21 protein-coding genes are annotated in these 21,299 nt (G+C 34.2%); 17 read left to right on the top strand and 4 right to left on the bottom strand.

Annotation, left to right across the window (positions count from 1 at the left end; all coding sequences use genetic code 11):
• Nucleotides 1–73: 73 nt before the first annotated feature.
• Nucleotides 74–1,060, bottom strand: a complete 987-nt coding sequence (pfkA, locus tag ACJJVJ_RS00545; protein ID WP_104515910.1) for a 6-phosphofructokinase — start codon at nucleotides 1,058–1,060, stop codon at nucleotides 74–76.
• 116 nt (nucleotides 1,061–1,176) lie between these two features.
• Between pfkA and ACJJVJ_RS00540 the strand changes: the two genes are divergently transcribed.
• From ACJJVJ_RS00540 to ACJJVJ_RS00480, 13 genes are all read left to right on the top strand, one after another.
• Nucleotides 1,177–2,919, top strand: coding sequence for a sodium:solute symporter family protein (locus ACJJVJ_RS00540; RefSeq protein WP_405368199.1), 1,743 nt, complete (start codon nucleotides 1,177–1,179; stop codon nucleotides 2,917–2,919).
• Between the two features lie 294 nt (nucleotides 2,920–3,213).
• On the top strand, nucleotides 3,214–3,756 hold the full coding sequence (locus ACJJVJ_RS00535) for a nucleoside monophosphate kinase (protein ID WP_405368198.1): 543 nt from the start codon (nucleotides 3,214–3,216) through the stop codon (nucleotides 3,754–3,756).
• Nucleotides 3,757–3,811: 55 nt separating this feature from the next.
• A complete protein-coding gene (locus tag ACJJVJ_RS00530) occupies nucleotides 3,812–4,150 on the top strand; it encodes a hypothetical protein (RefSeq protein ID WP_405368196.1) in 339 nt (112 codons plus the stop codon).
• A gap of 6 nt (nucleotides 4,151–4,156) precedes the next feature.
• Nucleotides 4,157–4,570, top strand: coding sequence for a hypothetical protein (locus ACJJVJ_RS00525; RefSeq protein WP_405368194.1), 414 nt, complete (start codon nucleotides 4,157–4,159; stop codon nucleotides 4,568–4,570).
• Nucleotides 4,571–4,599: 29 nt separating this feature from the next.
• The gene (locus ACJJVJ_RS00520; RefSeq protein WP_405368192.1) at nucleotides 4,600–4,965 is read left to right on the top strand and encodes a hypothetical protein; all 366 of its coding nucleotides are present in this window, start codon (nucleotides 4,600–4,602) and stop codon (nucleotides 4,963–4,965) included.
• Nucleotides 4,966–4,983: 18 nt separating this feature from the next.
• A complete protein-coding gene (locus ACJJVJ_RS00515; protein ID WP_405368190.1) occupies nucleotides 4,984–5,244 on the top strand; it encodes a hypothetical protein in 261 nt (86 codons plus the stop codon).
• A 147-nt stretch (nucleotides 5,245–5,391) separates the two neighbouring features.
• Nucleotides 5,392–5,994: a TetR/AcrR family transcriptional regulator gene (locus ACJJVJ_RS00510; protein ID WP_104515907.1), complete on the top strand. Its 603-nt coding sequence runs from the start codon at nucleotides 5,392–5,394 to the stop codon at nucleotides 5,992–5,994.
• 55 nt (nucleotides 5,995–6,049) lie between these two features.
• On the top strand, nucleotides 6,050–6,847 hold the full coding sequence (locus ACJJVJ_RS00505; RefSeq protein WP_104515906.1) for a haloacid dehalogenase type II: 798 nt from the start codon (nucleotides 6,050–6,052) through the stop codon (nucleotides 6,845–6,847).
• 8 nt (nucleotides 6,848–6,855) lie between these two features.
• On the top strand, nucleotides 6,856–7,593 hold the full coding sequence (locus ACJJVJ_RS00500; RefSeq protein ID WP_405368189.1) for an SDR family oxidoreductase: 738 nt from the start codon (nucleotides 6,856–6,858) through the stop codon (nucleotides 7,591–7,593).
• 149 nt (nucleotides 7,594–7,742) lie between these two features.
• Nucleotides 7,743–8,504: a hypothetical protein gene (locus tag ACJJVJ_RS00495; RefSeq protein WP_405368188.1), complete on the top strand. Its 762-nt coding sequence runs from the start codon at nucleotides 7,743–7,745 to the stop codon at nucleotides 8,502–8,504.
• Nucleotides 8,505–8,661: 157 nt separating this feature from the next.
• Complete coding sequence (locus ACJJVJ_RS00490) at nucleotides 8,662–9,441, top strand: HipA family kinase (protein WP_405368186.1); 780 nt, start codon at nucleotides 8,662–8,664, stop codon at nucleotides 9,439–9,441.
• Complete coding sequence (locus tag ACJJVJ_RS00485) at nucleotides 9,431–9,814, top strand: DUF3037 domain-containing protein (RefSeq protein WP_405368185.1); 384 nt, start codon at nucleotides 9,431–9,433, stop codon at nucleotides 9,812–9,814. Before ACJJVJ_RS00490 ends, ACJJVJ_RS00485 begins: the two co-directional genes overlap by 11 nt.
• Before the next feature lie 393 nt (nucleotides 9,815–10,207).
• Nucleotides 10,208–12,052 (top strand): cystathionine beta-synthase, encoded by a 1,845-nt coding sequence (locus tag ACJJVJ_RS00480; RefSeq protein ID WP_405368184.1) that lies wholly within the window; start codon nucleotides 10,208–10,210, stop codon nucleotides 12,050–12,052.
• Between the two features lie 83 nt (nucleotides 12,053–12,135).
• Here ACJJVJ_RS00480 and ACJJVJ_RS00475 read toward each other — a convergent pair whose 3' ends face one another.
• The gene (locus ACJJVJ_RS00475; protein ID WP_405371218.1) at nucleotides 12,136–13,176 is read right to left on the bottom strand and encodes a flavin-containing monooxygenase; all 1,041 of its coding nucleotides are present in this window, start codon (nucleotides 13,174–13,176) and stop codon (nucleotides 12,136–12,138) included.
• Nucleotides 13,177–13,496: 320 nt separating this feature from the next.
• Between ACJJVJ_RS00475 and ACJJVJ_RS00470 the strand changes: the two genes are divergently transcribed.
• Together ACJJVJ_RS00470 and ACJJVJ_RS00465 are read left to right on the top strand one after the other, a co-directional pair.
• Nucleotides 13,497–14,516 (top strand): SPFH domain-containing protein, encoded by a 1,020-nt coding sequence (locus tag ACJJVJ_RS00470; protein ID WP_405368182.1) that lies wholly within the window; start codon nucleotides 13,497–13,499, stop codon nucleotides 14,514–14,516.
• Nucleotides 14,517–15,434, top strand: coding sequence for a sugar kinase (locus ACJJVJ_RS00465; protein ID WP_405368180.1), 918 nt, complete (start codon nucleotides 14,517–14,519; stop codon nucleotides 15,432–15,434).
• 41 nt (nucleotides 15,435–15,475) lie between these two features.
• Here the strand turns inward: ACJJVJ_RS00465 and ACJJVJ_RS00460 are convergent, their stop codons facing one another.
• Entirely contained in the window at nucleotides 15,476–17,872 is a 2,397-nt protein-coding gene (locus tag ACJJVJ_RS00460; protein WP_405368178.1) for a zinc-dependent metalloprotease, read from the bottom strand.
• Nucleotides 17,873–17,975: 103 nt separating this feature from the next.
• Here ACJJVJ_RS00460 and ACJJVJ_RS00455 point away from each other — a divergent pair, with 103 nt between their 5' ends.
• Entirely contained in the window at nucleotides 17,976–18,374 is a 399-nt protein-coding gene (locus tag ACJJVJ_RS00455; protein ID WP_405368177.1) for a hypothetical protein, read from the top strand.
• A 430-nt stretch (nucleotides 18,375–18,804) separates the two neighbouring features.
• Here the strand turns inward: ACJJVJ_RS00455 and ACJJVJ_RS00450 are convergent, their stop codons facing one another.
• A complete protein-coding gene (locus ACJJVJ_RS00450) occupies nucleotides 18,805–19,977 on the bottom strand; it encodes a GlmU family protein (RefSeq protein ID WP_104515999.1) in 1,173 nt (390 codons plus the stop codon).
• Nucleotides 19,978–20,073: 96 nt separating this feature from the next.
• Between ACJJVJ_RS00450 and ACJJVJ_RS00445 the strand changes: the two genes are divergently transcribed.
• On the top strand, nucleotides 20,074–21,132 hold the full coding sequence (locus ACJJVJ_RS00445; protein ID WP_405368176.1) for a DUF3810 domain-containing protein: 1,059 nt from the start codon (nucleotides 20,074–20,076) through the stop codon (nucleotides 21,130–21,132).
• Nucleotides 21,133–21,299 lie beyond the last annotated feature (167 nt).

Below are 21,299 nucleotides of genomic sequence, written 5' to 3'. Positions count from 1 at the left end.
TTTACTTTTTTAGTTTCTCCTTTTTATACAGTTAGAGTCTGTTAATTCATTGTACTAGTTATTAGCCCCTTTCTTAAGTGGTCATGATATCACTTACACGCAATAACTCTAGATTTATGTCTGTCTTACCTTTTACAGCCTTATCTATAGGACATAAAACCATTTTAGTATCTTTTATACCTACCATAAAATTAGTTTTACCTTCTAGCAAACTTTCTACAGCCTTCACACCCATTCTACTAGCAAGAACACGATCCCAACAGGATGGAGAACCACCACGCTGCATGTGACCTAATACAGATACTCTTACCTCATACTCAGGTAAATTTTCTTCTACATAATCCTTAAGTTCAAAAACATTCTCACCAGTCTTATCACCTTCGGCAACGACTACTATACTAGAAGACTTACCAGATAATCTAGATCTTTTAAGACTTTCTATAAGACGTTCCTTACCTAAATTTTCTTCTGGGATTAAAATCTCTTCAGCACCAGCACCTACACCAGCATTAAGAGCTATATAACCTACATCACGACCCATTACCTCTACAAAGAATAGTCTATTATGAGAACTAGCCGTATCACGTATTTTATCTATCGCCTCGACAACAGTATTAAGTGCTGTGTCATATCCTAGAGTAGAAGACGTTCCATAAATGTCATTATCAATAGTACCAGGAATTCCCATTACAGGAAAATCAAATTCTTGAGAGAATACCATCGCACCAGTAAAACTACCATCTCCACCTATTACTACTAGAGCATCTAGCTCTTCTTCTTTCGCTTTCGCGTAAGCGGTAACACGTCCCTCCTTAGTCATAAATTCTTTAGAACGAGCACTCTTTAATATAGTACCACCTTTATTGATGATATTATTAACGCTACGAGCATTCATTTGTTTAAAATCACCTTCTATCAGACCTTGATAACCTCTGTAAATACCTACACATTCTATTTCATGAAATGCGCACGTACGAACTACGGCTCTTATCGCGGCATTCATACCAGGAGAATCACCTCCAGAAGTCATCACACCTATTTTATTTATCTTGATATCCATTGTTTTTTTGATAATAACTACGCTAATCTATTAAAGTTTTGCGATTATAAACAGTCATTTATTCTATATTTAGCTTTTTAATAAAATTCAAACGTTATCGTTAATAACTTTTATTCATGAAATTAGAATTAATCGACATTTGCATCATTATTGTCTTCTTTTTAATATCACTAGCCATAGGTTTAATAGTCTCTAAAAAAAGTTCCAAAGACAGCTCTTCCTTTTATTTATCTGGTAGAAATATGCCGTGGTGGCTTTTAGGAGTTTCTATGGTCGCAACCACATTTGCGGCAGACACGCCCAACCTTGTTGCAGGTCTCGTGCGATCAGACGGTGTTTCTGGTAACTGGGTCTGGTGGGCATTTTTACTTACCGGTATGCTTACCGTCTTCTTTTATGCTCGATTATGGCGTCGCAGCGGTATCACTACAGACCTAGAGTTCTATGAAATGAGATACAGCGGTAAGAGCGCTGCATTCCTACGTGGTTTTAGAGCCCTTTACCTAGGTGTAGTCTTTAATATCATCATTATGGCTACCGTATGCCTTGCTGCTATTAAGATAGGACACGTTATGTTCGGTTTTGATGCGTGGACCACACTTACCTTTGCTTCTATCATTACACTAGCCTATTCCTTATTAGGTGGTTTAAAAGGTGTTCTAATAACAGATTTTGTACAGTTTATCATCGCCATGGTAGGTTCTATATGGGCTACCTGGTACATACTCGACCTGCCAGAAATTAATGGAATGGCAAATCTTATTACACATCCTAATGTACAAGGCAAACTAGATCTATTACCAGATTTCTCAAACACCGATTTACTCATGGGTATATTTATAGTTCCCATAGCCGTACAATGGTGGAGCACCTGGTATCCTGGAGCAGAGCCTGGCGGTGGTGGTTACATCGCACAACGCATGCTCGCCGCAAAGGATGAAAAAAACGCCACTTGGGCAGTACTTTTTTTTAACCTAGCTCATTATGCCCTACGTCCATGGCCGTGGATTATCATAGGACTCGCGTCACTTATCATATATCCCAACCTAGAATCACTTGCCATAGCATTTCCAGAACTAGAACCAGGTTTCATAAAAGACGACCTCAGTTATCCAGCCATGCTTACCTTCTTACCAGCAGGACTATTAGGACTAGTCGTTACCTCATTAATCGCAGCCTTTATGAGCACCATTTCTACCCATTTAAACTGGGGTTCTAGTTATGTAGTAAACGATTATTATGCCCGATTTATAAATAAAAACGCTACCGAAAAGGAAAAAGTAATCACAGGACGCCTCTCCATGATAGTCATGATGGTAGCCGCAGCAGCACTCTCCTTTGTGTTAGAAGAGGCAAAATTTGCCTTTGACCTTATTATACAGATAGGCGCAGGATCAGGATTATTATTTATCCTTAGATGGTTCTGGTACCGCATTAACCCATGGTCAGAGATCACCGCTATGGCAGTATCCTTTACCATGGCAGTACTTTTCTTTATTAATTCTAGCGAGCTATTAGGACTAGAAGGACAGTTATTTGGTGAGTTACTCAACTGGCACATGATATGCATTAACGTACTTATTACCAGTATCGCATGGCTAGCCGTTACCTTCATCACCGAAAAAAGCGACCAGAATACCCTAGATAAATTTCAAGCAGCCATCTTTGGGGCAGAATCTAAGTTTCATAATTTCCAGTACAAGACTCTCGGTTTCTTACTAGGCGTTATAGGAATCTATAGCCTTTTATTTGCCACCGGTAAATTACTCTATGGCGACCTGACCATGGGACTGTCCCTACTCGTCGTTTTTACTGTATGTGCCACCAGTGTCATAGCATTAAGGAAAAAGTTGTTTTAGAAAAATTCCGCTTTCGCGAAAGCAGAACACCATCCATCACCTTGCCCTTATCCTATTCCATAGATAAGACCAATTATAAAAGCACTCCTTTAAGTAGTAATACTTATAGGAGTGTATTTTTTTTAAATTTACTTACTTTTAAAGCTGCTACGCATAACCCATTGCGGAAAACCGTAAATGCAATTTGGGTTAAATAGGTATATTGCTGGGGTTAAAATAAATTTAGAACTGCTGTTTTTAATTAATCGGTATTTTTATAGTAAAATTTATAAATATTGTCTTTGAAAAAAGTATATGAAACAGTGTCATTTAATAATATCAGCTTCATTTATAACACAAGAAGTATTTGCTAAACAATTGATAGATTGTTTTAATTTATCCAAAATTCGAATGAAAGATTTACTAATTAATGAATTGCGTAATGAATCTAAATTATCAGATTCAATAAATGAGTACTTAAAATCTGGTAAATTGATTCCTACATCTTTAATTACAGCACTATTACGTAAAAAAATTAGTGTAATTAAAAATGATCTATTGATTATAGGATATCCTAAAACAAAAGAACAATTCACAACTTTAAACGATTTATTATCGAATTCAGGATATAAAATTAGTAAATTATGGATATTAAATTTTCAAAACGTAGACAAACAATTTTCTATATCAAATGATAGAGAAATGACTAAGAAATTTATTGAACAAGCTAAAAAAAGTAAAGTAATTGAAGAGTTAGTCAACGACTCAACTATTACTTCTAAAATTAATATTAAAACAATAAATACTTGGGATTCAGAAACGATGAAACAAAAAATAATCTCGATGCATAGAATTTAACATACGCAAATAATAACTATTAATAGTAACTACAAAAACTAACTATCTTTAAACAATGAGAATATTTTTAAAAATTCTATCTTTTGTATTATTAATTGTTCTAACTACTATTTCTGGTTGGCAATTCAGAAAGGAACTCTCTAAATCTCAAAATTTTGGTGATAAATATATTGGTTTAAATAAAGAACAAATAATAGCTGAATTCGGTAAACCTGATTATTTAAATCAAAAATTAGTTACAGAGTACGATGACGATTTTAAACATTTCTTTAAAGACATATATTGTGAGGCAAATACTAAAATTCTTTATTTGAAATATGAGAAAATATGGTTTACGTACGAATTTTGGCTTGTAAATAACGATAATTCTGAAATTGTACTCTTAGTAAAATAAATAACCATGTTTGGAATAATCATTGTTTTTATCCTTATCGCTAATTTCTTATTGTTTAAAAAAATAATATTTAAAATTATAGGAAGTGGAATCATAGTTATCTTCTTTGGCTTTTCATTTATTTTTTCTCAACGATACATGAAAACCCAATCCATTAATTATCAAGCTAAGAACCAATTGTATTCTATTTTAATAAATAATACAAAATCCTATAGAGTGGATAGTATAAAAAAGTATCCGTTACATTCTATACAAGACTTTGATGTTCCTAAAAGAATAAGCATATTATCTACACTTACAAACAATTGTAATCAAAATGATACCATCATAGAGTTAAATGTAACTGGACACATTCATAAAAGTCAATTTTGGTACGTTAAAAAAGATAGTTTAGAACCTTTAGGGATTTTAAAATATTAAAATGTAATCCACTAATAAAATCATATAACATGAATAAATTCTTATTGCTATTCTTAATGACAGTATCCTACTCTGTATTTGGGCAGTCTAATTTTAGTGTCTATGATCAAGACAAGGAAACTATTATAGAGTACTTTAAACAAGAAACTATAGGTGGGAAACTGGATTTTGAGTTAAAAATGAAAGATGTCTCTACACCATTTTATCGCGTGGAAAACACTCTTTATAACCGTAAAGACATGGGCATTTTACTATGGGCAAAAGCTATTAAAATGACTGAACAATTTACAGAAGAAGAAGCCTACAAACTTTGGGAAGAAATACAAGAAAGAAAACTAACTGAAGCGGAACAAAGAGCATTTGAAAAAGGCTTCAGTATGAAATCTGAGAAATAATTTGCTGATACTATTAAAATGCCTAAAAGAAAGAAACCGATAGTTTTAAGCATTATTGAACTAGAGAAAAAGGGAACGAAGGAGTTATTAGGATACCTTACAAAATTAAGACGTTGTGAAGAAACACTAGAAAAATCTGATTTCATTACAAACCCAGAATTACTAGATGACTCAATAATTTACTTTAAACAGACTGATAAATGGAAAATTGCTTACCACAATGTCAAAGTTATTTTGGATCAACGAGAAAATATAGACAGAACCAATAACAAAAACTAAAATAACAACTACCTCCACCCTATTCCACTCACAAAATCTAATACTAGATTCTGTGAGTTTTTTTTGGTCTCGCTTTCGCGAAAGCGAAATTATTTTAATTAACATAACAAAAACATACTAACTGGTATTTTTATATACCTTTACCATATGCAACAAGAATTAAAATCTGAGTTTACTAAACAACTTATTATAGATAAGGCATTTAACCTTTTCTATGAACATGGATTTAAAACGACGAGCATCGATAAAATAATGAAGGAAACGGCATTGAGTAAAGGTGCTTTTTACCATCATTATAAAAGTAAAAAAGAACTGGGTCTAGAGGTGATTCAGCTTAAGGTACAAAAGAGAGTTGTAGACGGTATGATAGCTCCTTTAAAAGAGCCTGGTAACGCATTTGATATCTTAGAGTCTGTTTTTATTAATAGACTTAAGGAGTTTCCTTTTTATGATAAGCAGCATGGTTGCCCCATGAATAATTTTATTAATGAACTGGGTGATAACGAGGTGTTATATCAAACTGCGCTTAAAAGTATTATTGAAAAATGGAAGGCTGCCTTAATAGAACTTATAGAAAGAGGTAAGCGAGAGAATAGTATAAAACAAGAAATATCTAATCAGGCGGTAGCGGTGTATTTGATAAGCTCTTTTGAAGGTATAAGAGGTATCAGAAAACTATATGATAACGACGCTATTCTAGTAGACTATCTATCTGGTTTACAACTGTATCTAAAACAAATTAAAGTCTAATATTTTTTTTAACTAAAAACATACCACTAGGTATGTTTTAAAAAACAGCGTATAAATGAGTAACAATAGAAGGGATTTTATCAAGAAAACTGCCGTATTAGGAATGGGTCTAGCAGCAGCACCAGCAATGGCGGCTACCTCAACGAGAACAGCGTCTAATGGCTTAGAAAACACAACGAGACCTAAAGTGTTATTCTTTGATGTTAACGAGACATTATTAGACTTAACGACCATGAAGACTAGTGTGGGAAATGCACTAGGTAATAGACCAGATTTATTGCCTTTATGGTTTACTACTATGTTACAGTATTCTCTAGTAACTACGGTGGGGAGACAGTATAATGATTTTGGTATTATAGGTGCGGCAGCCTTACAAATGGTTGCTGCTAACCATGGAATTAAGATAAGCGAAGAAGAGGCAAAAACTGCTATTTTAACGCCATTGCGTTCTATACCTGCACATCCTGAGGTGAAGGAATCTCTTGCTCGTTTAAGAAAAGCTGGTTATAAGTTAGTTTCTTTTACTAACTCTTCTAACATAGGTGTAAAAACACAGTTTGAAAATGCTGGTTTAATAGAGTATTTTGATGAGCGTTTAAGTATAGAAGACCTAGGTAAATATAAACCGCATACAGATGCTTATGATTGGGCAGCTAGAATGATGGGTGTACAACCTGAAGAGTGTATGTTAATAGCGGCGCATGGTTGGGATATTGCTGGTGCTTTATGGGCAAAATGGAGAGGTGCTTTTATAGGTAGACCTGGGGCACAGTTATATCCGCTTGCTCCTAACCCTGAATTCAATGAAAAAGATTTAAAGTTAATTACAAATCAATTAATCGCATTAAAATAATAGAAATTATGAGTGATGTAAAAAACAAAGTAATTATAGTTACTGGTTCTTCTAAAGGAATAGGTAAAGAAACAGCTATTCTATTAGGTAAAAATGGAGCCAAAGTTATTGTTAATCATTCTAACAGTGAGGAACAAGCAAATGATACGGTTGCTACTATTATTAAAAATGGTGGTGATGCCATTGCGATTAAAGCAGATGTAAGCGATAGAGAACAGGTAACGATGTTATTTGACAAAGCGATTGCGGCATATGGCAAAATAGATGTACTGGTAAACAATGCTGGTACCATGATCTCTAAAAAATTAAAGGATACTACTCAGGATGATTTTACAAAACAATTTGACGTTAATGTGAGAGGTATTTTTAACACACTACAAGAAGCAGATAGCAAACTAGCTGATAACGGTATTATTATCAACTTCTCTTCTAGTACTACAAAATTAATGTTGCCCACCTACTCTATTTACTCAGCTACCAAAGCTGCGGTAGAGCAAATGACTCGTGTATTTTCTAAGGAAATAGGAAGAGGTATTTCTGTTAATGCACTAGCACCTGGAGCAACAGAAACTAAATTATTTCTAGACGGTAAGTCGCAAGAACAAATTGATAAATTAAGTTCTATGAATGCGTTTAATAGACTAGCAAAACCTATGGACATTGCAAAGGTGGTTTTATTTCTAGCATCTGACGATTCTAAGTGGATCTCTGGACAAGTGATAGGTGCAAATGGCGCTTTAGTGTAATAGATATCTCAGGTAGGCTGCTCTTACCTATTTTAGTTAGTAAGCTCATAAAATCATTTCCTTGATTTTATGAGCTTTTTAATTAGATCACCGCTACTGTTTAAACCTTTTTATAAATGTAAAGTCTCATAGAATATAAAAAACATTTTATGAAGTTTCTGTTATTCCTATCTATTGCCTTAGCATCATTTACAACTCCTGAAACAAGTGATAAAACACCTCTAGTTACAGATCCTGTAGTGGTTACAAATGATCGTGTTGTTTATAAAGTACATGATGACGCAGACTATGTTTATGTGAACATAAGTACAGAGGATAAGAAAACCTCTATGTCTATTTTAAGACATGGTCTATCGATTTACTTTGATGTAAAAGGAAATGAAGATAAGGGTGTTTATGTAAAATATCCATACGATTCAAAACCGGTGCGCATGCCTAAACCATCTAAAGAAGATAGTGACAGTGACGAAAAGCCATCTATAGATTTAAATACCATTATAGCAGACTTACCTGGTGAGGCTGAATACGTTTACTTTCAAGAAAGACAGCAGTTTCATAAAGATCTTAATGCGTATGACATCGCACTAGGTTATAAGGTTACAGGAGAACTTTTTGAATATGATTTAAAAATTCCTAAAACAAGAATAGATGCTAACGGTACAGCAGATTTTTCTCAACTATTAATAGGTGTTATGACTAATAAGCTGGAAAGAAAGTCTGAAGGGCAAAATAAAGAAGGTGCATCTCAAGGTAAAAGAGGCGGCAAAGGTGGCGGCGGTCGTGGTCAAGGCGGCGGTGGACGCGGACAAGGTGGTCGTGGTCAAGGTGGCGGCAGTCGTGGCGATAGAGCACAATCGCAAGGAGAACCGGTCTCTATAGAGTTTTGGTTTAAAGCTCCTTTGAGTAACTAATGAGCAAATTATTAATGCTTTAAATTCTCTAGTTTTTACATAGTATTTTAATTCATCACTCACCGTTTCTTTTATTAGATACGGTGAGTTTTTTTATGCCTTATAAGAATACTAAAAATCAGAATAAGCACTTCTAAATTTAGTAATTTTGGTTTCTATGAATAAAATTGATATTCGCACTGTAAATGTGGTGCAATATGTACAGCCTTTGAGAGAAGGCGGCTCATTGCCTGCTATTGTAAAAGCAGACGATGGCTTTCTATACGTAATCAAGTTTAGAGGCGCAGGACAAGGTAAAAAAGCACTTATATCAGAGTTTATAGGTGGTGAACTAGCTCGCATATTAGGCTTACACGTTCCTGAAATAGTTTTCATGAATCTAGACGACTCTTTTAGTAAAACCGAGCCAGATGAAGAGATACAGGATTTATTAAAATTTAGTGTGGGTTTAAACTTAGGGCTTCACTTCTTAACCGGCTCTATAACCTATGATCCACTAGTTAGTGAGGTAGATTCTTTAACTGCTTCTAAAGTCGTTTTACTGGACAGCATTATAAGCAACATCGATAGAACCGCAAAGAATACCAATCTATTGCAATGGAATAAAGAACTGTGGATTATTGATAACGGTGCCAGTTTCTATTTTCATCACGATTGGAAAACATGGGAAAATCATTTGACCAGAACATTTCCTTTGATAAAAGATCATGTGCTTTTAGAAAAAGCTACCCAATTAGAAGACGCTTCTAAAGAAATTATACCGCTTTTTACTCCAGAAAGAATTAATGAAATAATCTCTAACATACCAGAAGACTGGCTTATAAATGAGTCTGACGCTATGACTAGCGACCAGATAAGAGAGGCGTATAACCTGTTTTTAAACACGCGCCTATCTAAGATAGATTTACTTATTAAAGAAGCTCAAGATGCAAGATAAATTTACATTTGAGTATGCTACGATAAGAATCGTACCTAAGGTAGAGCGAGAAGAGTTTATTAATGTAGGTGTGATTCTTTTTTGTAAACGCAAGAAGTTTGTGGGCATGAAATATTACATAAATCCAGAAAAATTAAAGGCTTTTTCTCCTGATGTAGATATAGAAGTTTTTGAGGATTATTTAAATGCTTGGATAAAAGTATGCGATGGCTCGCCTGCTGGTGGCAAAATAGGCGCAATGGAATTATCTGACCGTTTTAGATGGTTAACCGCTTGTAGAAGCACGATTATCCAGAGCTCAAATACACACTCCGGACTGTGTGAAGATCCACAACAGACGCTAGAAGAATTATTTAAAAAACAAGTTCTCTAGATCATATCGTTAGGTAAATGATGCTACTGCCCTACTGGATTACTGTATGAGTTTTAAATTAATAAAAAAAGGTTGTTATGAGTTCCGCTTTCGCGAAAGCGAATCTAAAACCAACTAAGAGACCAGTATGATGAGAAAAGGCAGTTATGTCTAACGTTTAAATACGACTCTATAAGTCAATGATTTAAAACACTAGTTTTGACAGGTGATGATTAGATAAAATAAACATTAGGAAAAGTTTAAAAGTCCTCGCTGGGTAACTAAGATAATTTAGCTTCCCTTTGTAAAACAAATGTCTATCAAAATGAGTAATCATAAGTATTTCAAAGCTTATATACTGGATGGTAACAATTGAAATTAACGTATATTATTGACCATTAATATGGTAAAATTATGGAAAAGAATAAAATGCTAGATTATATTAAAGACGTATTAGAAAATATGCCATCTGATTGGGTGGATATTACAACGCATAGACTAGATATTTATAATGAAGAACTTGCAAAAACTCAGTTTCTAGAGCAATTTGAAGCTTTATATAATGATAATAATTCAGAGAAATCTGCACTAGAAATATTACCTACAGCTTATGATTATATAAGATTAGGGCATCCATTATCTTGTGTTCTAGAATGGGGAATTGCACAATTAGATGGACTTAAATCTGAGAACGTAATTAGCTTTTCGTCAAAGACAGTACCTGTTCTAGCCGTATTGAGAAAAAATCTTTTTGACCATAAGAATACCCAAATTATTTATACTGGTACTTTACCTGACTCTTTTGATGCACAAGCAATAGAACGAGTTTATGGATACCAGTTTGAATTAAAAAAGGTAGATTCTATTAAAGATGTTTCAGCCTTTGACGGTAGTACGATTTTTATCAAGAATGAACAACAAATAGGTGCTATAGAGCTGCATGACAACATAGATTTTTATATAAGCCTGCACGGTAAGTTAGGTAGTGTACTGGTTATTAATGGTCAGGAGAATGAAAGTTATGTTGCAGACATACAACATGTGCGTAGAAGAGAAACGATTGCGATGACTCCTGCAAACTCTGTTATAGCTATACAATCCCTAGTATCACAAACTGCTTTTAAAGTAGAAGAAACTACTGTAGTTAGTGACAAAGCAAGTGTTTTAAACTCTATTAAAGAGATTACAAGATCGAGTACTACACCTCTAGTAGGTTCTAGTGGTTTATCGATTCAGTATGCTATAATGATGGGGCTTATTAACGATGCCAAGGAAAATCATAAAGGAAAAGCGATTAAAATAGTCGTACCACCTAACTGTTATGGTGGTACAAATGACCAGGCAAGAAGAGTCGCGGCATGTATTGATAATGTAGATATTGTAGATTTACTAGTAGATGGTGATAATGATATGGTACAAAGTATCGATACCGTTTTAAATCAAATTGCTAAGGAAGACGCGATACCTTACATTATTGCCGAAATACCTACTAATCCTAGAGTTGAGGTACCGGACCTGGTTCAATTAAAAGAGGTTTTAACAAAAGAACGTAAAACACCTCATGGAGATCTTGCGATAGATCCTGTATTTATTCTTGATCAAACATTCTGTCCTAATGTTCACTTTTTAGGTGAAGACGATATGTTATCAGGTGTGCGAACTATCTCTTTTGCTAGTGGTTCTAAATTCCCTAGTGGTGGTCGTTGTACGGCTGGTTACTGTGTAGGAAATAAGAAAACTACTGCTTTAATGGAAAAAATAGAATTGCACCTAGGTATTTGTGATAACGAAGCTACAGATCTTCAATATGAAATACTTGCAGAGCAACTGCCGTCCATGAATCAAAGGATTGCAGATGCGTATAAGAATACTCGCGAATTTGTAAATTATATTCACGAGGCTCTACCTGGTGCAAAAATCAATTTTGTATCAGAAGAATTAGCGCAGCAAGGGTTTACCCCTTCTGTATTTTCACTAGATCTACCTACAAAAGGTGCTAATGCTGAAGAGAAAGAAGCTTATAAAAGGGAATTAAACCTTAAGTTAATTAACTTGATGATTACAGAGATTCCTGACGAAAGTAAATTTTGTGTGAGCTATGGACAGTTAAAAGGCTGTTACTGGACTATACCAGCAACGTCTACACAAGGAACGACTAAAGAAGGTGATAAAGATTACATCGTACGTGCATCTCTATCTCCTAACCTAGATCTTGAATTACATAAGAATGTGTTTTCTAAATTTGTAGATTCTATCTAAGAGTTTTTAACCTTATACTTAAAACGCCGCTTCATGTAAAATGAAGCGGCGTTTCTATTTTCTATTAATAAGAAGATTATTTATTACTTTTTAGACATGATACCTGCTAGATAGCTCGCATCTTTAGAAACTCCACCTAGTGTTGCAGACCCACGAGTGTACATCCATGGTAAGCCCATAAAATAAAGTCCTTCTATATTACTGACACCTCTATAGTTTTTAGGATAATTATCTGCATCAAGTTCTAGACCTTCTATCCATGAAAAGTTAGGGCGGTAACCTGTAGCCCAAATTATATTTTTAATGGTAGAAACGTTTTTAGATTCAAAGAAGATTTTATCCTTCAAAGCATCTTTTGTTCTCCCTACAGGAAATACATTCTCTCTAGCTAGAATACCCTTTACGTCAGTACCTATAACTGGTTGCGTAGAAGAATTGATCTTCTTCCCTATCCAGCTGTATTTGTTATAGCTTAAAAAACCTATTTTAGTAAACCACCACCATAGCGTTTTACCTAAGAAATTTTGAGGTAAAGATTTTACAGTCGTATCACCAGAAAAATAGACCTTGCGCGTACCGTCTTTAGATAGTTCATTAAGAATTTGATAACCAGAATCTCCACCACCTACTACTAGTGCATCACCATCTTGTAATTGATCGATTCCTTTGTAATAGTTACTGTGCATTTGCAATATACTGTCTGATGCTTTTACGTGACATGGTGGTGTGTACGGTATATGAAAAGGACCAGTTGCCACTACCACATTTTTAGTTTCTATGACACCATCCTTATGTTCTACACAAAAGGTTTTCTCTTTCTTTTTAACGGAAATAACTAGCGTGTTTAATTGAACAGGGATTTCAAATTTTTCTACGTAATTTTTAAAATAGTTGGCTACCTCAAATTTAGATGGATAATGACTTTTAGGAGCGTCAAAGTCCAGTCCTGGTAGGTGATTATATTCTGTAGGGGTAAAAAGCTTTAAAGAATCCCATCTATTTAACCAGGAGGCACCTATTTCATTTTCTCCATCAAGAACTATAAACTTCTTATTCATTTGTTTTAAATGATAAGCCATAGCTAGACCTGCTTGTGCACCACCTATTATCACATAATCTAACATCTTACTATTCATTACAATTTTATAAAAGTTCTTGCAAAATTAAGAATCCTTTGATGATACCCTAATTAAACAGACATTTTAAGCAGATTAAATAATAAATTGATAACAACATGTTGAAATAGTTGAATAATCTTCATGTTAAACAAAAATAGATAAAATCTTCTGTGTTTCTAATCATGAAATAATGGTTTATAATTTAATTCTCAATAGTTATATATTCCTAATTTTAATGCCTGCTGTTTTTGTATCTTTATTTAATGATAATTATGCTACTAATAAAACGTAATTATTAAGACAACCAATTTAAAAATAGAAAGTTTATGTTCGGAATTAAACATATAAAATTTGACTCAATGACCTATGTACTTCATTTTAAAAATGGAGCCATAAATAAAGAAGGTCGAGGACTTTCTTTTTTCTATTTTTCGCCCAATAGTTCCATAGTCGCTATACCTATGGGAAGTAACGACCTTCCTTTTGTATTTAACGAGTCCACTAACGACTATCAAACCGTTACCATTCAAGGACAGATTAGTTATAAAATAAATGCACCAAAAACACTGGCTGATGTATTAGATTTTACTGTGCAAGATAACGGACAGTATAAAAAAAATGATATTGAAAAATTAAATCAGAGAATCATAAACGAAGCGCAAACGGCAACTTCAGCTTATATCCATGGTATAAAATTAAAGGAATCCATAAGGTCTGCCAAAGCAATTGAAAATAACATAACAGAAGGTCTTAAATCTTCAGCAGCAATAGGAATGTTAGGGATAGAAATTCTAGGAGCAAATATTCTCGCTATTCAAGCAACTCCAGAAATGGCTAGAGCTCTAGAAACTGAAACACGTGAAAAATTACAACAAGAAGCCGATCAAGCTATTTATGAAAGACGAAATTTTGCTGTGGAACAAGAGCGTATAATTAAAGAATCTGAATTAAATACAGAAATTGCTGTAGAAGAAAAACAAAAGCAAATAGCAGAAAAGAAAATGGAGTCAGATGTTCAAAAATCTGATAATCAAAGAAAGTTAAGAGAAATGAAAATAGAAGCTGATATCTCAGTAGAAAATCAACGTAAATCTCTTATCGAACAGAAAACTGAAAATGATAAGAAGGAAGCAGAAACTAAAGGTTATGTTTTAGAAACAACACTAAAGCCTTATCGAGATATGGATTGGAAAACATTAACTGCTCTGAATAATAATTCAGATCCACGATTCAACATATCCCTTGCTTTTAGAGAATTAGCTGATAATGCTGGTAAAATAGGTAATTTGAACATTAGCCCTGACCTATTAGATTCCATCTTAAATGATAAAAATAACTCTAGATAAATGGGTTATGAATATGCCATTATTGTAAAAAGTAAAACGCGATTAGAAGATCTAGTTGACAGATTTAATACTAAAGCTCAAGCTAAGTTTTATATCGAACGATTGGGGGGCGATTTCAATGAATATGAAGTTGAAGATGAAATATTTAAAAAATCTTTAAACTCTTTGCAAACACAATTATCTAAGATTATAAAAAATAAAACTATAGATAAGCAATTTGTATCCTCCTATATATTCTCTAATAAAAACATTATTGTCGTTATTGGGCAAGATGGACTTGTGGCCAACACAGCAAAATATTCTAATAACCTACCCATAATTGCGGTTAATCCAGATCCAGAGAGATATGACGGAGTATTATTACCATTCACTACAAATAACTTTATAGAGGCCGTTGATAACGTTATGAAACAAACTCACCGCTATAAAGTAATGAGTTTTGCTGAGGTTATTTTAAATGATGGTCAAAGATTGCTTGCTTTTAATGATCTTTTTATTGGTGCTTCTTCACATGTTTCAGCGCGGTATAAATTAACTTTCAAAGATAAATCAGAACAACACTCTTCAAGTGGTATTATAGTCTCTACACAAGCTGGCTCTACTGGATGGCTTAGTTCTGTATTTAACATGGCATATGGTATCACAAATTTATTTGAAAGAAACCAACCTGTAAAACAACCTAAACTTAGGGAAAATGATTTGCTCTTTGTTGTAAGAGAACCTTTTAAAAGTATCAGAACGCAAACTAAAATTACCGCTGGTATTATTAGAAAAAACACATTAACAATAGAATCCTTTATGCCTAATAACGGCGTTATATTTAGTGATGGTGTAGAAAAGGACTTCCTAAAATTTAATAGTGGTTCTATAGCAACTATTGGTATAGCCAAAGAGACGGCAACCATTGTACAGAAATAACGTTTTAATTTTAAAAACATTCCTCATACTCTCTCAATTACCTAATAACCGCATCCTATAGGACTACCATCTGGGATGCTAGGTAATTGCTTTACTTTAAATAATTCTGGATGCATGTTGAAATTTTTGATTTGAGAAAGTAGTTGGTTTTCAAAAGAATCACGCTTATTCAACTCTTTTTCAATAGAATTCAACTCATTTCTTGCCGCAGCTTTTACTTCTATATTAGTTCGCGTACTTGCTATCAAGTTCATTAAGTGATTTAAGAACAATTCTTGACTTCTATGTGCAATGGATGTTTCATAAGAATCAATTCCATTATTAGAATCAAAAACAATCTCTGATACACCTTTAATCACAGTAGATAAGTCCAAGTAATTATCATTATTGCCGCTCATTCTTGTTGAATTCTGCGTTGCTATTCTATTCATACGTTGTGGATGGAACAATAAATCAAAAGTCATATCTACACTAGTTGCTGCAGCATTAAGTGCATCAAAGCTGACACCAGTTTCAGACTTAAAGCTTTCTCTAGTTCTTCCATACCCATAAGCTCTTGGTGGGAATAATTGGAGAACAGAACTTGGTATCTTTAATGTTTCTGGTTCTATACTTCTCAAGATACTTTGTAGAGCCTCACGTTGTAAGGTTACATCTACGGCTTTAAAATTTTGTGACTCTTCTTTAGTTAAATACCCATACTCTACTCCACCTATTAATTTTACCGTAGCCTCCACTTGATAGCGGTGTGCAAAATAAACTGGTACAAAAACATCTTCTAAAACACTTAAAGGTTCACCTGACTTTATGTTATGAATAGAAAATTGATTCATCGCGATTTCACGTACTCTTAATATATGGTCCAACTCTTCACTAGGGTTAGAACCATTATCCCATAAATGGCCACTCGCACTCGCACCACCGGTAGCTCTTGCGTCACTGTCAGATATGAATTTTAAACCAGCAACATCAGCCTTTTTAATAATAGATTTTAAATAATCTACCTCAGACTGGTTACCATTTGGGTTTCCATAAGAATATTGAACGATAAGGTCGTCCCAACTTCCTATACCTACTCCATAAGCATCATCTAGTGCTATCTCTCCATTTACGATGTCGTACTTAGGATGCGGATAATCCATAACACTAGCGCGATCGTTTACACTTGCGGCAAAATTATGTGCAAAACCTAGTGTATGACCTACTTCATGAGCGCCTAACTGTCTGATTCTAGCCAGTGCCATTTCCATCATAGGTTTATAATTATCATCACTATTCTTAAAAGGTTCTTTAATTAAACCTTGTGCGATTAAAAAATCTTGTCTTATTCTTAAACTACCTAGACTTACATGACCTTTAATAATTTCTCCTGTACGTGGATCTGTAATACTACCGCCATAACTCCAGCCACGTGTACTGCGATGTACCCATTGAATCACATTATATCTCAAATCCATAGGATCTGCATTTTCTGGCAACATTTTTACCTGAAAAGCATCTATATAACCAGCACTTTTAAAAGCCTCGTTCCACCATCCTGCACCTTCTAATAATGCTGCACGTATAGGTTCTGGTGTACCACGGTCGAGATAATAAACAATAGGCTCAACAGCTTCACTTTGTGCTGCATTAGGGTTTTTCTTTTCTAGTCTATGTCTGGTAATAAATCTTTTCTGTATAGGTTCAAAAACTGGTGCGCTATAATCCATATAACTGGTATAAAAAGAACCACTACGTGTATGAAATTCTCTAGGTTCATAACCAGCATCTGGTAATTTTACAAAACTATGGTGTTGAATTACAGATATACTACTCGCATCTGGCGCAACACTTCTTACATCACGACCTGTAGGTGTACCTGTAAAAGTGAGCATAGCTTCAAACTCTGAATTCTTTGGAAAACTCTTGGTATTCTCCATCCATAAAGCACTACGAGATTTATCAAGTTTATATGTTCCTTGTCTGCGATCTTTTAAACGTTTTGCCACGCCGTGAGCATCTTGCATTAAAAATGGTGTCAAATCAATGGTATAAGCACCATTTTTAGATTCTTTAATTTCAAAACCAAATAATACCGATCTTGCAAATGCCTGCTCAATAGATGCTTTTTCATCAACATTAGAAGAACTCGCACGGTATTTTAAATTGGGTTGCATGAGTAATAGTTTATTACCACTCTTCACCCATTTTACTACGACACCACCACCTAATTGTCCTCTATCCAGTCCTATATCATTAGATCCTAGACCACTAGTTAAAGAATGTACATATAGAAACTCTTTATCTAGATCTTTGACCTCTAGCATTATACTACCTTTATCTTCTTGATAAGTAAAGTTATAATAGCCTGTAAATTGTTGAGTGTTAGATGTAGATTGCGCTTTCGCGAAAGCGGAAACAAATAAAAACAAAGAGAAAATATAACAGGTGCTTTTCATGTATGGATATTTAAGGTCAGAAAGATAAATCATAAAAATAAAAAATGAATCTAACCACGCAACCTATTATTAGGATTTGCATCTTATTATAAACTCAACCGCCATGAAATACTTGAAGAAAATTTTAATCATCTTAACTATTGCAATAGCTTTTATCTCCTGCAATAATGATGATGGTAATGACAGTATAACACCGTTAAGTATAGTAGGAAACTGGAATCTAACTGCAACTCTTGCAGATCCTGGCGATGGTAGCGGTACCTTTCAACCAGCTAGTGGTAAAAGTTTAAATTTTACAGATCAAGGTGTTGTGAATTGTAATGTAAGTTTCTGCTTCGGTAGTTTGACACAAGCTACAAGCACCGGTACTTATGACGTAATGACCACAACTATCGATGTAGAAAATTGTATAGGAACCTACATTTTTATTGATGCAGATACGATAGAAATTTCACACTTGTGCATTGAACCTTGTGGTGAGCGCTATGTTAGGGTAAATTAATCCTTCTTCTATATCTAAAATAAATTAGATAAAAGAGGTAAGTTATCAGTAAATACGGCATATAAAAGATTATTCCAAAAACTGCTTTCAAAGGCCATCCTATTCCTGATTGAGAAATCAATAGATTTTCAATGACTTCATTATTGTTCGTTGAAACATCTGTAAATCTTTCAGATATTGATATGCCATCATTATTATAACCGTAATGTGTTAGTAAAAAACCGTTTGATAAATGAACATAATAAGCAAAAGATGAAATGATAACCGAGCCTACTATTAAAGTGAATATAAAATAAATCCAAAACTTAAATTTTAGATTATTTCTCTTTAAAATACTTTGAAGAATTAAAAATGGAATTACGGATAATAGTAGTAGAAAAATCCACGATAGTATGTGTATCAGTAATTCCAATTTATATAAAATTCATAATTAATCCTTGCGATACTGAGCAGTTTTCTCAAAAACTTGATCTAGAATATCGATATCGATTTGTTCTAATGAAAGACCGCGACGTTTCATAACCACATCGGCCACTTCATATGCTTTATTAGTTTTATAGGTCATATTACCTTGTGGACCGCCCCAATTAAAGGATGGAATAAAATTACGTGGATAACCAGCTCCATAAATGTTTGCGCTCACTCCTATTACAGTCCCTGTATTGAACATAGTATTGATACCACACTTAGAATGATCACCCATCATGAGACCACAAAACTGCAATCCTGTTTTTGCAAAACGGCTGGTTTCATAATTCCATAGTTTTACTTCGGCATAGTTGTTTTTAAGGTTACTTGTGTTAGAATCTGCACCTATATTACACCATTCTCCTAGAACAGAGTTTCCTAAGAAACCTTCATGTCCTTTATTAGAATAACCAAAAATCACAGAATTACTCACCTCTCCACCTATCTTAGAATGTGGTCCTACCGTAGTAGGTCCGTATACTTTAGTCCCTAACTTTGTTGCACTATTGTTACATAAAGCAAATGCACCACGTATGATCGAACCTTCCATAACCTCTGCATTTTCACCTATGTATATAGAACCAGTAGAAGCATTTAAGATAGCAAACTGTAATTTTGCACCTTCTTCAATAAAAATGCGGTCTTCATTTATAGACTGAACCGTTGCTGGTATAGGCTGCGATTTTCTACCTTGTGTAATAAGGTCATAATCTGCCTCTAGAGCTTTTCCATTTTTAGAAAAAATATCCCAAGTAAAATTAATAGCATCTACCTCTTCTTCTAAGAAAAGTACCTGTTCTAACTCTATAGTAGGGGTATGTAAATCTTTAACTCTATAAGCGATTATAGCATCTCCTGCTAGTAATTTCTGTTGAGGTTTTAATGCTTTAATAGCTTTACACAATGAAGCAGTTGCAAACACATTTCCTGCGATTACTACATTATCATCTGTCTCTACCAGTGGATATTTAGCCTGTAAATAGTCCTCTGTCTGGAAACTCACGCTCTCTCCTAGTTGCTTTTCCCATTTCTCACGTAGTGTAATAATTCCACAACGTATCTCGCAAGTAGGTCGTGTATAAGTAAAAGGTAATAATGCTTGGTGTTTATTAAAGTCTGCTAGGATAAAATTCATGATGGTCATTCTTTTCAGAATTCAAAGGTCGTAAAACTATTCTCATTTTACATTTTCATTTCCTACTTATTCTACTTTAATTAATAACTTAGCCCTATGCATAAAAATAGATCCTTACTTCTTGCCCTATTTCTACTATTAGCACAACTTGCATTTTATTACAGTTTAAGGTTTTTTCCCGCTGTAGTAGAGTCGTTATATAGCACAGGTATTTATCCTTATATATCCAAAGCTATGAGATTTGGGTTAGGCTGGTTGCCGTTCTCCTTTGGCGATCTTGTGTACAGCATTGCTATTATCATGATCATAAGATGGTTGTGGATAAGTAAGAAGGATTTGATCTCGCTTTCGCGAAAGCGGTACACACAACTATTCCTTTCCCTAAATATAATTATCGCATTATTTCATTGCATGTGGGGTTTTAATTATTACAGAGAACCCCTGCACAAAGTACTAGAACTAGATAACGAGTACACTACCGAAGAACTGAAGACCGTAGTGCAACAACTGGTTTACACCTCTAATAAATTACACGAGCAATTACAAAAAATAGACTCCTTACCAGTCGCATTTACACGTCCTCAGTCAGAAATTTTTGATCTCGCACCACAGGGTTTTGAAAAGATAAATCATGTTTACCCTGCACTGGATTATGGAAATGCGAGTATTAAAAAATCATTGCTCACCATGCCACTTTCTTATATGGGATACAGCGGTTATTTAAACCCTATTACTGGAGAGGCGCATACTAATGCCTGGATCAACAACTATAAAACACCTGTCCTTACTTTACATGAAATGTCTCACCAGTTAGGGTTTGCAAAGGAAAATGAAGCCAATTTTATAGCCATAATAGCAGGTATGAATCATGACGACCTTCATTTTCAATACAGCGCGAGTATTTTTGCCTTACGCTATTGTATTAATGACTTGTACCGCCGTGATCCAGCAGCTTATGAAGAAATAAGACCTATAATTAAAGATGGTATTTTTAAGAATTATAAGGAGTTGCGAGATTTCTGGGTACAATATGAAGGTGTTATAGAAGATGTATCACAAGCTACTTATAATACTTATTTAAAAGCTAATAATCAACCTGGTGGTATGGAGACCTATAGCTATGTAGTAGCCTTATTAGTTAATTATTATAAGTAAATCTAGACTACTGCATCGGTGAGTTTTCTCTCTTTAAGTTATGAAGTATAAGTTAGACACAAGGACTTTATACCGTTTAACGTCATAAAAAAAACGGAAGAGATTGTACAGAACACATTTGTTAATTACCTCATATAACTATTAGCTTTTTATGAAATCTTTAAGAA

Source organism: Nonlabens sp. Asnod2-A12 (genome assembly GCF_045063745.1).
Classification (GTDB): domain Bacteria; phylum Bacteroidota; class Bacteroidia; order Flavobacteriales; family Flavobacteriaceae; genus Nonlabens; species Nonlabens xylanidelens.
The sequence above is the reverse complement of the archived record's forward strand: the minus strand, read 5'-3'. Positions and strand labels throughout refer to the sequence as shown.

Excerpts from the sequence above, each read along its gene's own strand:
- ACJJVJ_RS00520 (WP_405368192.1), top strand. The coding sequence starts at position 4,600 with ATGAATAAATTCTTATTGCTATTCTTAATGACAGTATCCTACTCTGTA.
- ACJJVJ_RS00455 (WP_405368177.1), top strand. The coding sequence starts at position 17,976 with ATGAAATACTTGAAGAAAATTTTAATCATCTTAACTATTGCAATAGCT.
- ACJJVJ_RS00445 (WP_405368176.1), top strand. The coding sequence starts at position 20,074 with ATGCATAAAAATAGATCCTTACTTCTTGCCCTATTTCTACTATTAGCA.
- ACJJVJ_RS00505 (WP_104515906.1), top strand. The coding sequence starts at position 6,050 with ATGAGTAACAATAGAAGGGATTTTATCAAGAAAACTGCCGTATTAGGA.
- ACJJVJ_RS00490 (WP_405368186.1), top strand. The coding sequence starts at position 8,662 with ATGAATAAAATTGATATTCGCACTGTAAATGTGGTGCAATATGTACAG.
- ACJJVJ_RS00485 (WP_405368185.1), top strand. The coding sequence starts at position 9,431 with ATGCAAGATAAATTTACATTTGAGTATGCTACGATAAGAATCGTACCT.
- ACJJVJ_RS00500 (WP_405368189.1), top strand. The coding sequence starts at position 6,856 with ATGAGTGATGTAAAAAACAAAGTAATTATAGTTACTGGTTCTTCTAAA.
- ACJJVJ_RS00465 (WP_405368180.1), top strand. The coding sequence starts at position 14,517 with ATGGGTTATGAATATGCCATTATTGTAAAAAGTAAAACGCGATTAGAA.
- ACJJVJ_RS00525 (WP_405368194.1), top strand. The coding sequence starts at position 4,157 with ATGTTTGGAATAATCATTGTTTTTATCCTTATCGCTAATTTCTTATTG.
- pfkA (WP_104515910.1), bottom strand. The coding sequence starts at position 1,060 with ATGGATATCAAGATAAATAAAATAGGTGTGATGACTTCTGGAGGTGAT.
- ACJJVJ_RS00535 (WP_405368198.1), top strand. The coding sequence starts at position 3,214 with ATGAAACAGTGTCATTTAATAATATCAGCTTCATTTATAACACAAGAA.
- ACJJVJ_RS00480 (WP_405368184.1), top strand. The coding sequence starts at position 10,208 with ATGGAAAAGAATAAAATGCTAGATTATATTAAAGACGTATTAGAAAAT.
- ACJJVJ_RS00460 (WP_405368178.1), bottom strand. The coding sequence starts at position 17,872 with ATGAAAAGCACCTGTTATATTTTCTCTTTGTTTTTATTTGTTTCCGCT.
- ACJJVJ_RS00475 (WP_405371218.1), bottom strand. The coding sequence starts at position 13,176 with ATGTTAGATTATGTGATAATAGGTGGTGCACAAGCAGGTCTAGCTATG.
- ACJJVJ_RS00470 (WP_405368182.1), top strand. The coding sequence starts at position 13,497 with ATGTTCGGAATTAAACATATAAAATTTGACTCAATGACCTATGTACTT.
- ACJJVJ_RS00515 (WP_405368190.1), top strand. The coding sequence starts at position 4,984 with ATGCCTAAAAGAAAGAAACCGATAGTTTTAAGCATTATTGAACTAGAG.
- ACJJVJ_RS00495 (WP_405368188.1), top strand. The coding sequence starts at position 7,743 with ATGAAGTTTCTGTTATTCCTATCTATTGCCTTAGCATCATTTACAACT.
- ACJJVJ_RS00540 (WP_405368199.1), top strand. The coding sequence starts at position 1,177 with ATGAAATTAGAATTAATCGACATTTGCATCATTATTGTCTTCTTTTTA.
- ACJJVJ_RS00510 (WP_104515907.1), top strand. The coding sequence starts at position 5,392 with ATGCAACAAGAATTAAAATCTGAGTTTACTAAACAACTTATTATAGAT.
- ACJJVJ_RS00450 (WP_104515999.1), bottom strand. The coding sequence starts at position 19,977 with ATGAATTTTATCCTAGCAGACTTTAATAAACACCAAGCATTATTACCT.
- ACJJVJ_RS00530 (WP_405368196.1), top strand. The coding sequence starts at position 3,812 with ATGAGAATATTTTTAAAAATTCTATCTTTTGTATTATTAATTGTTCTA.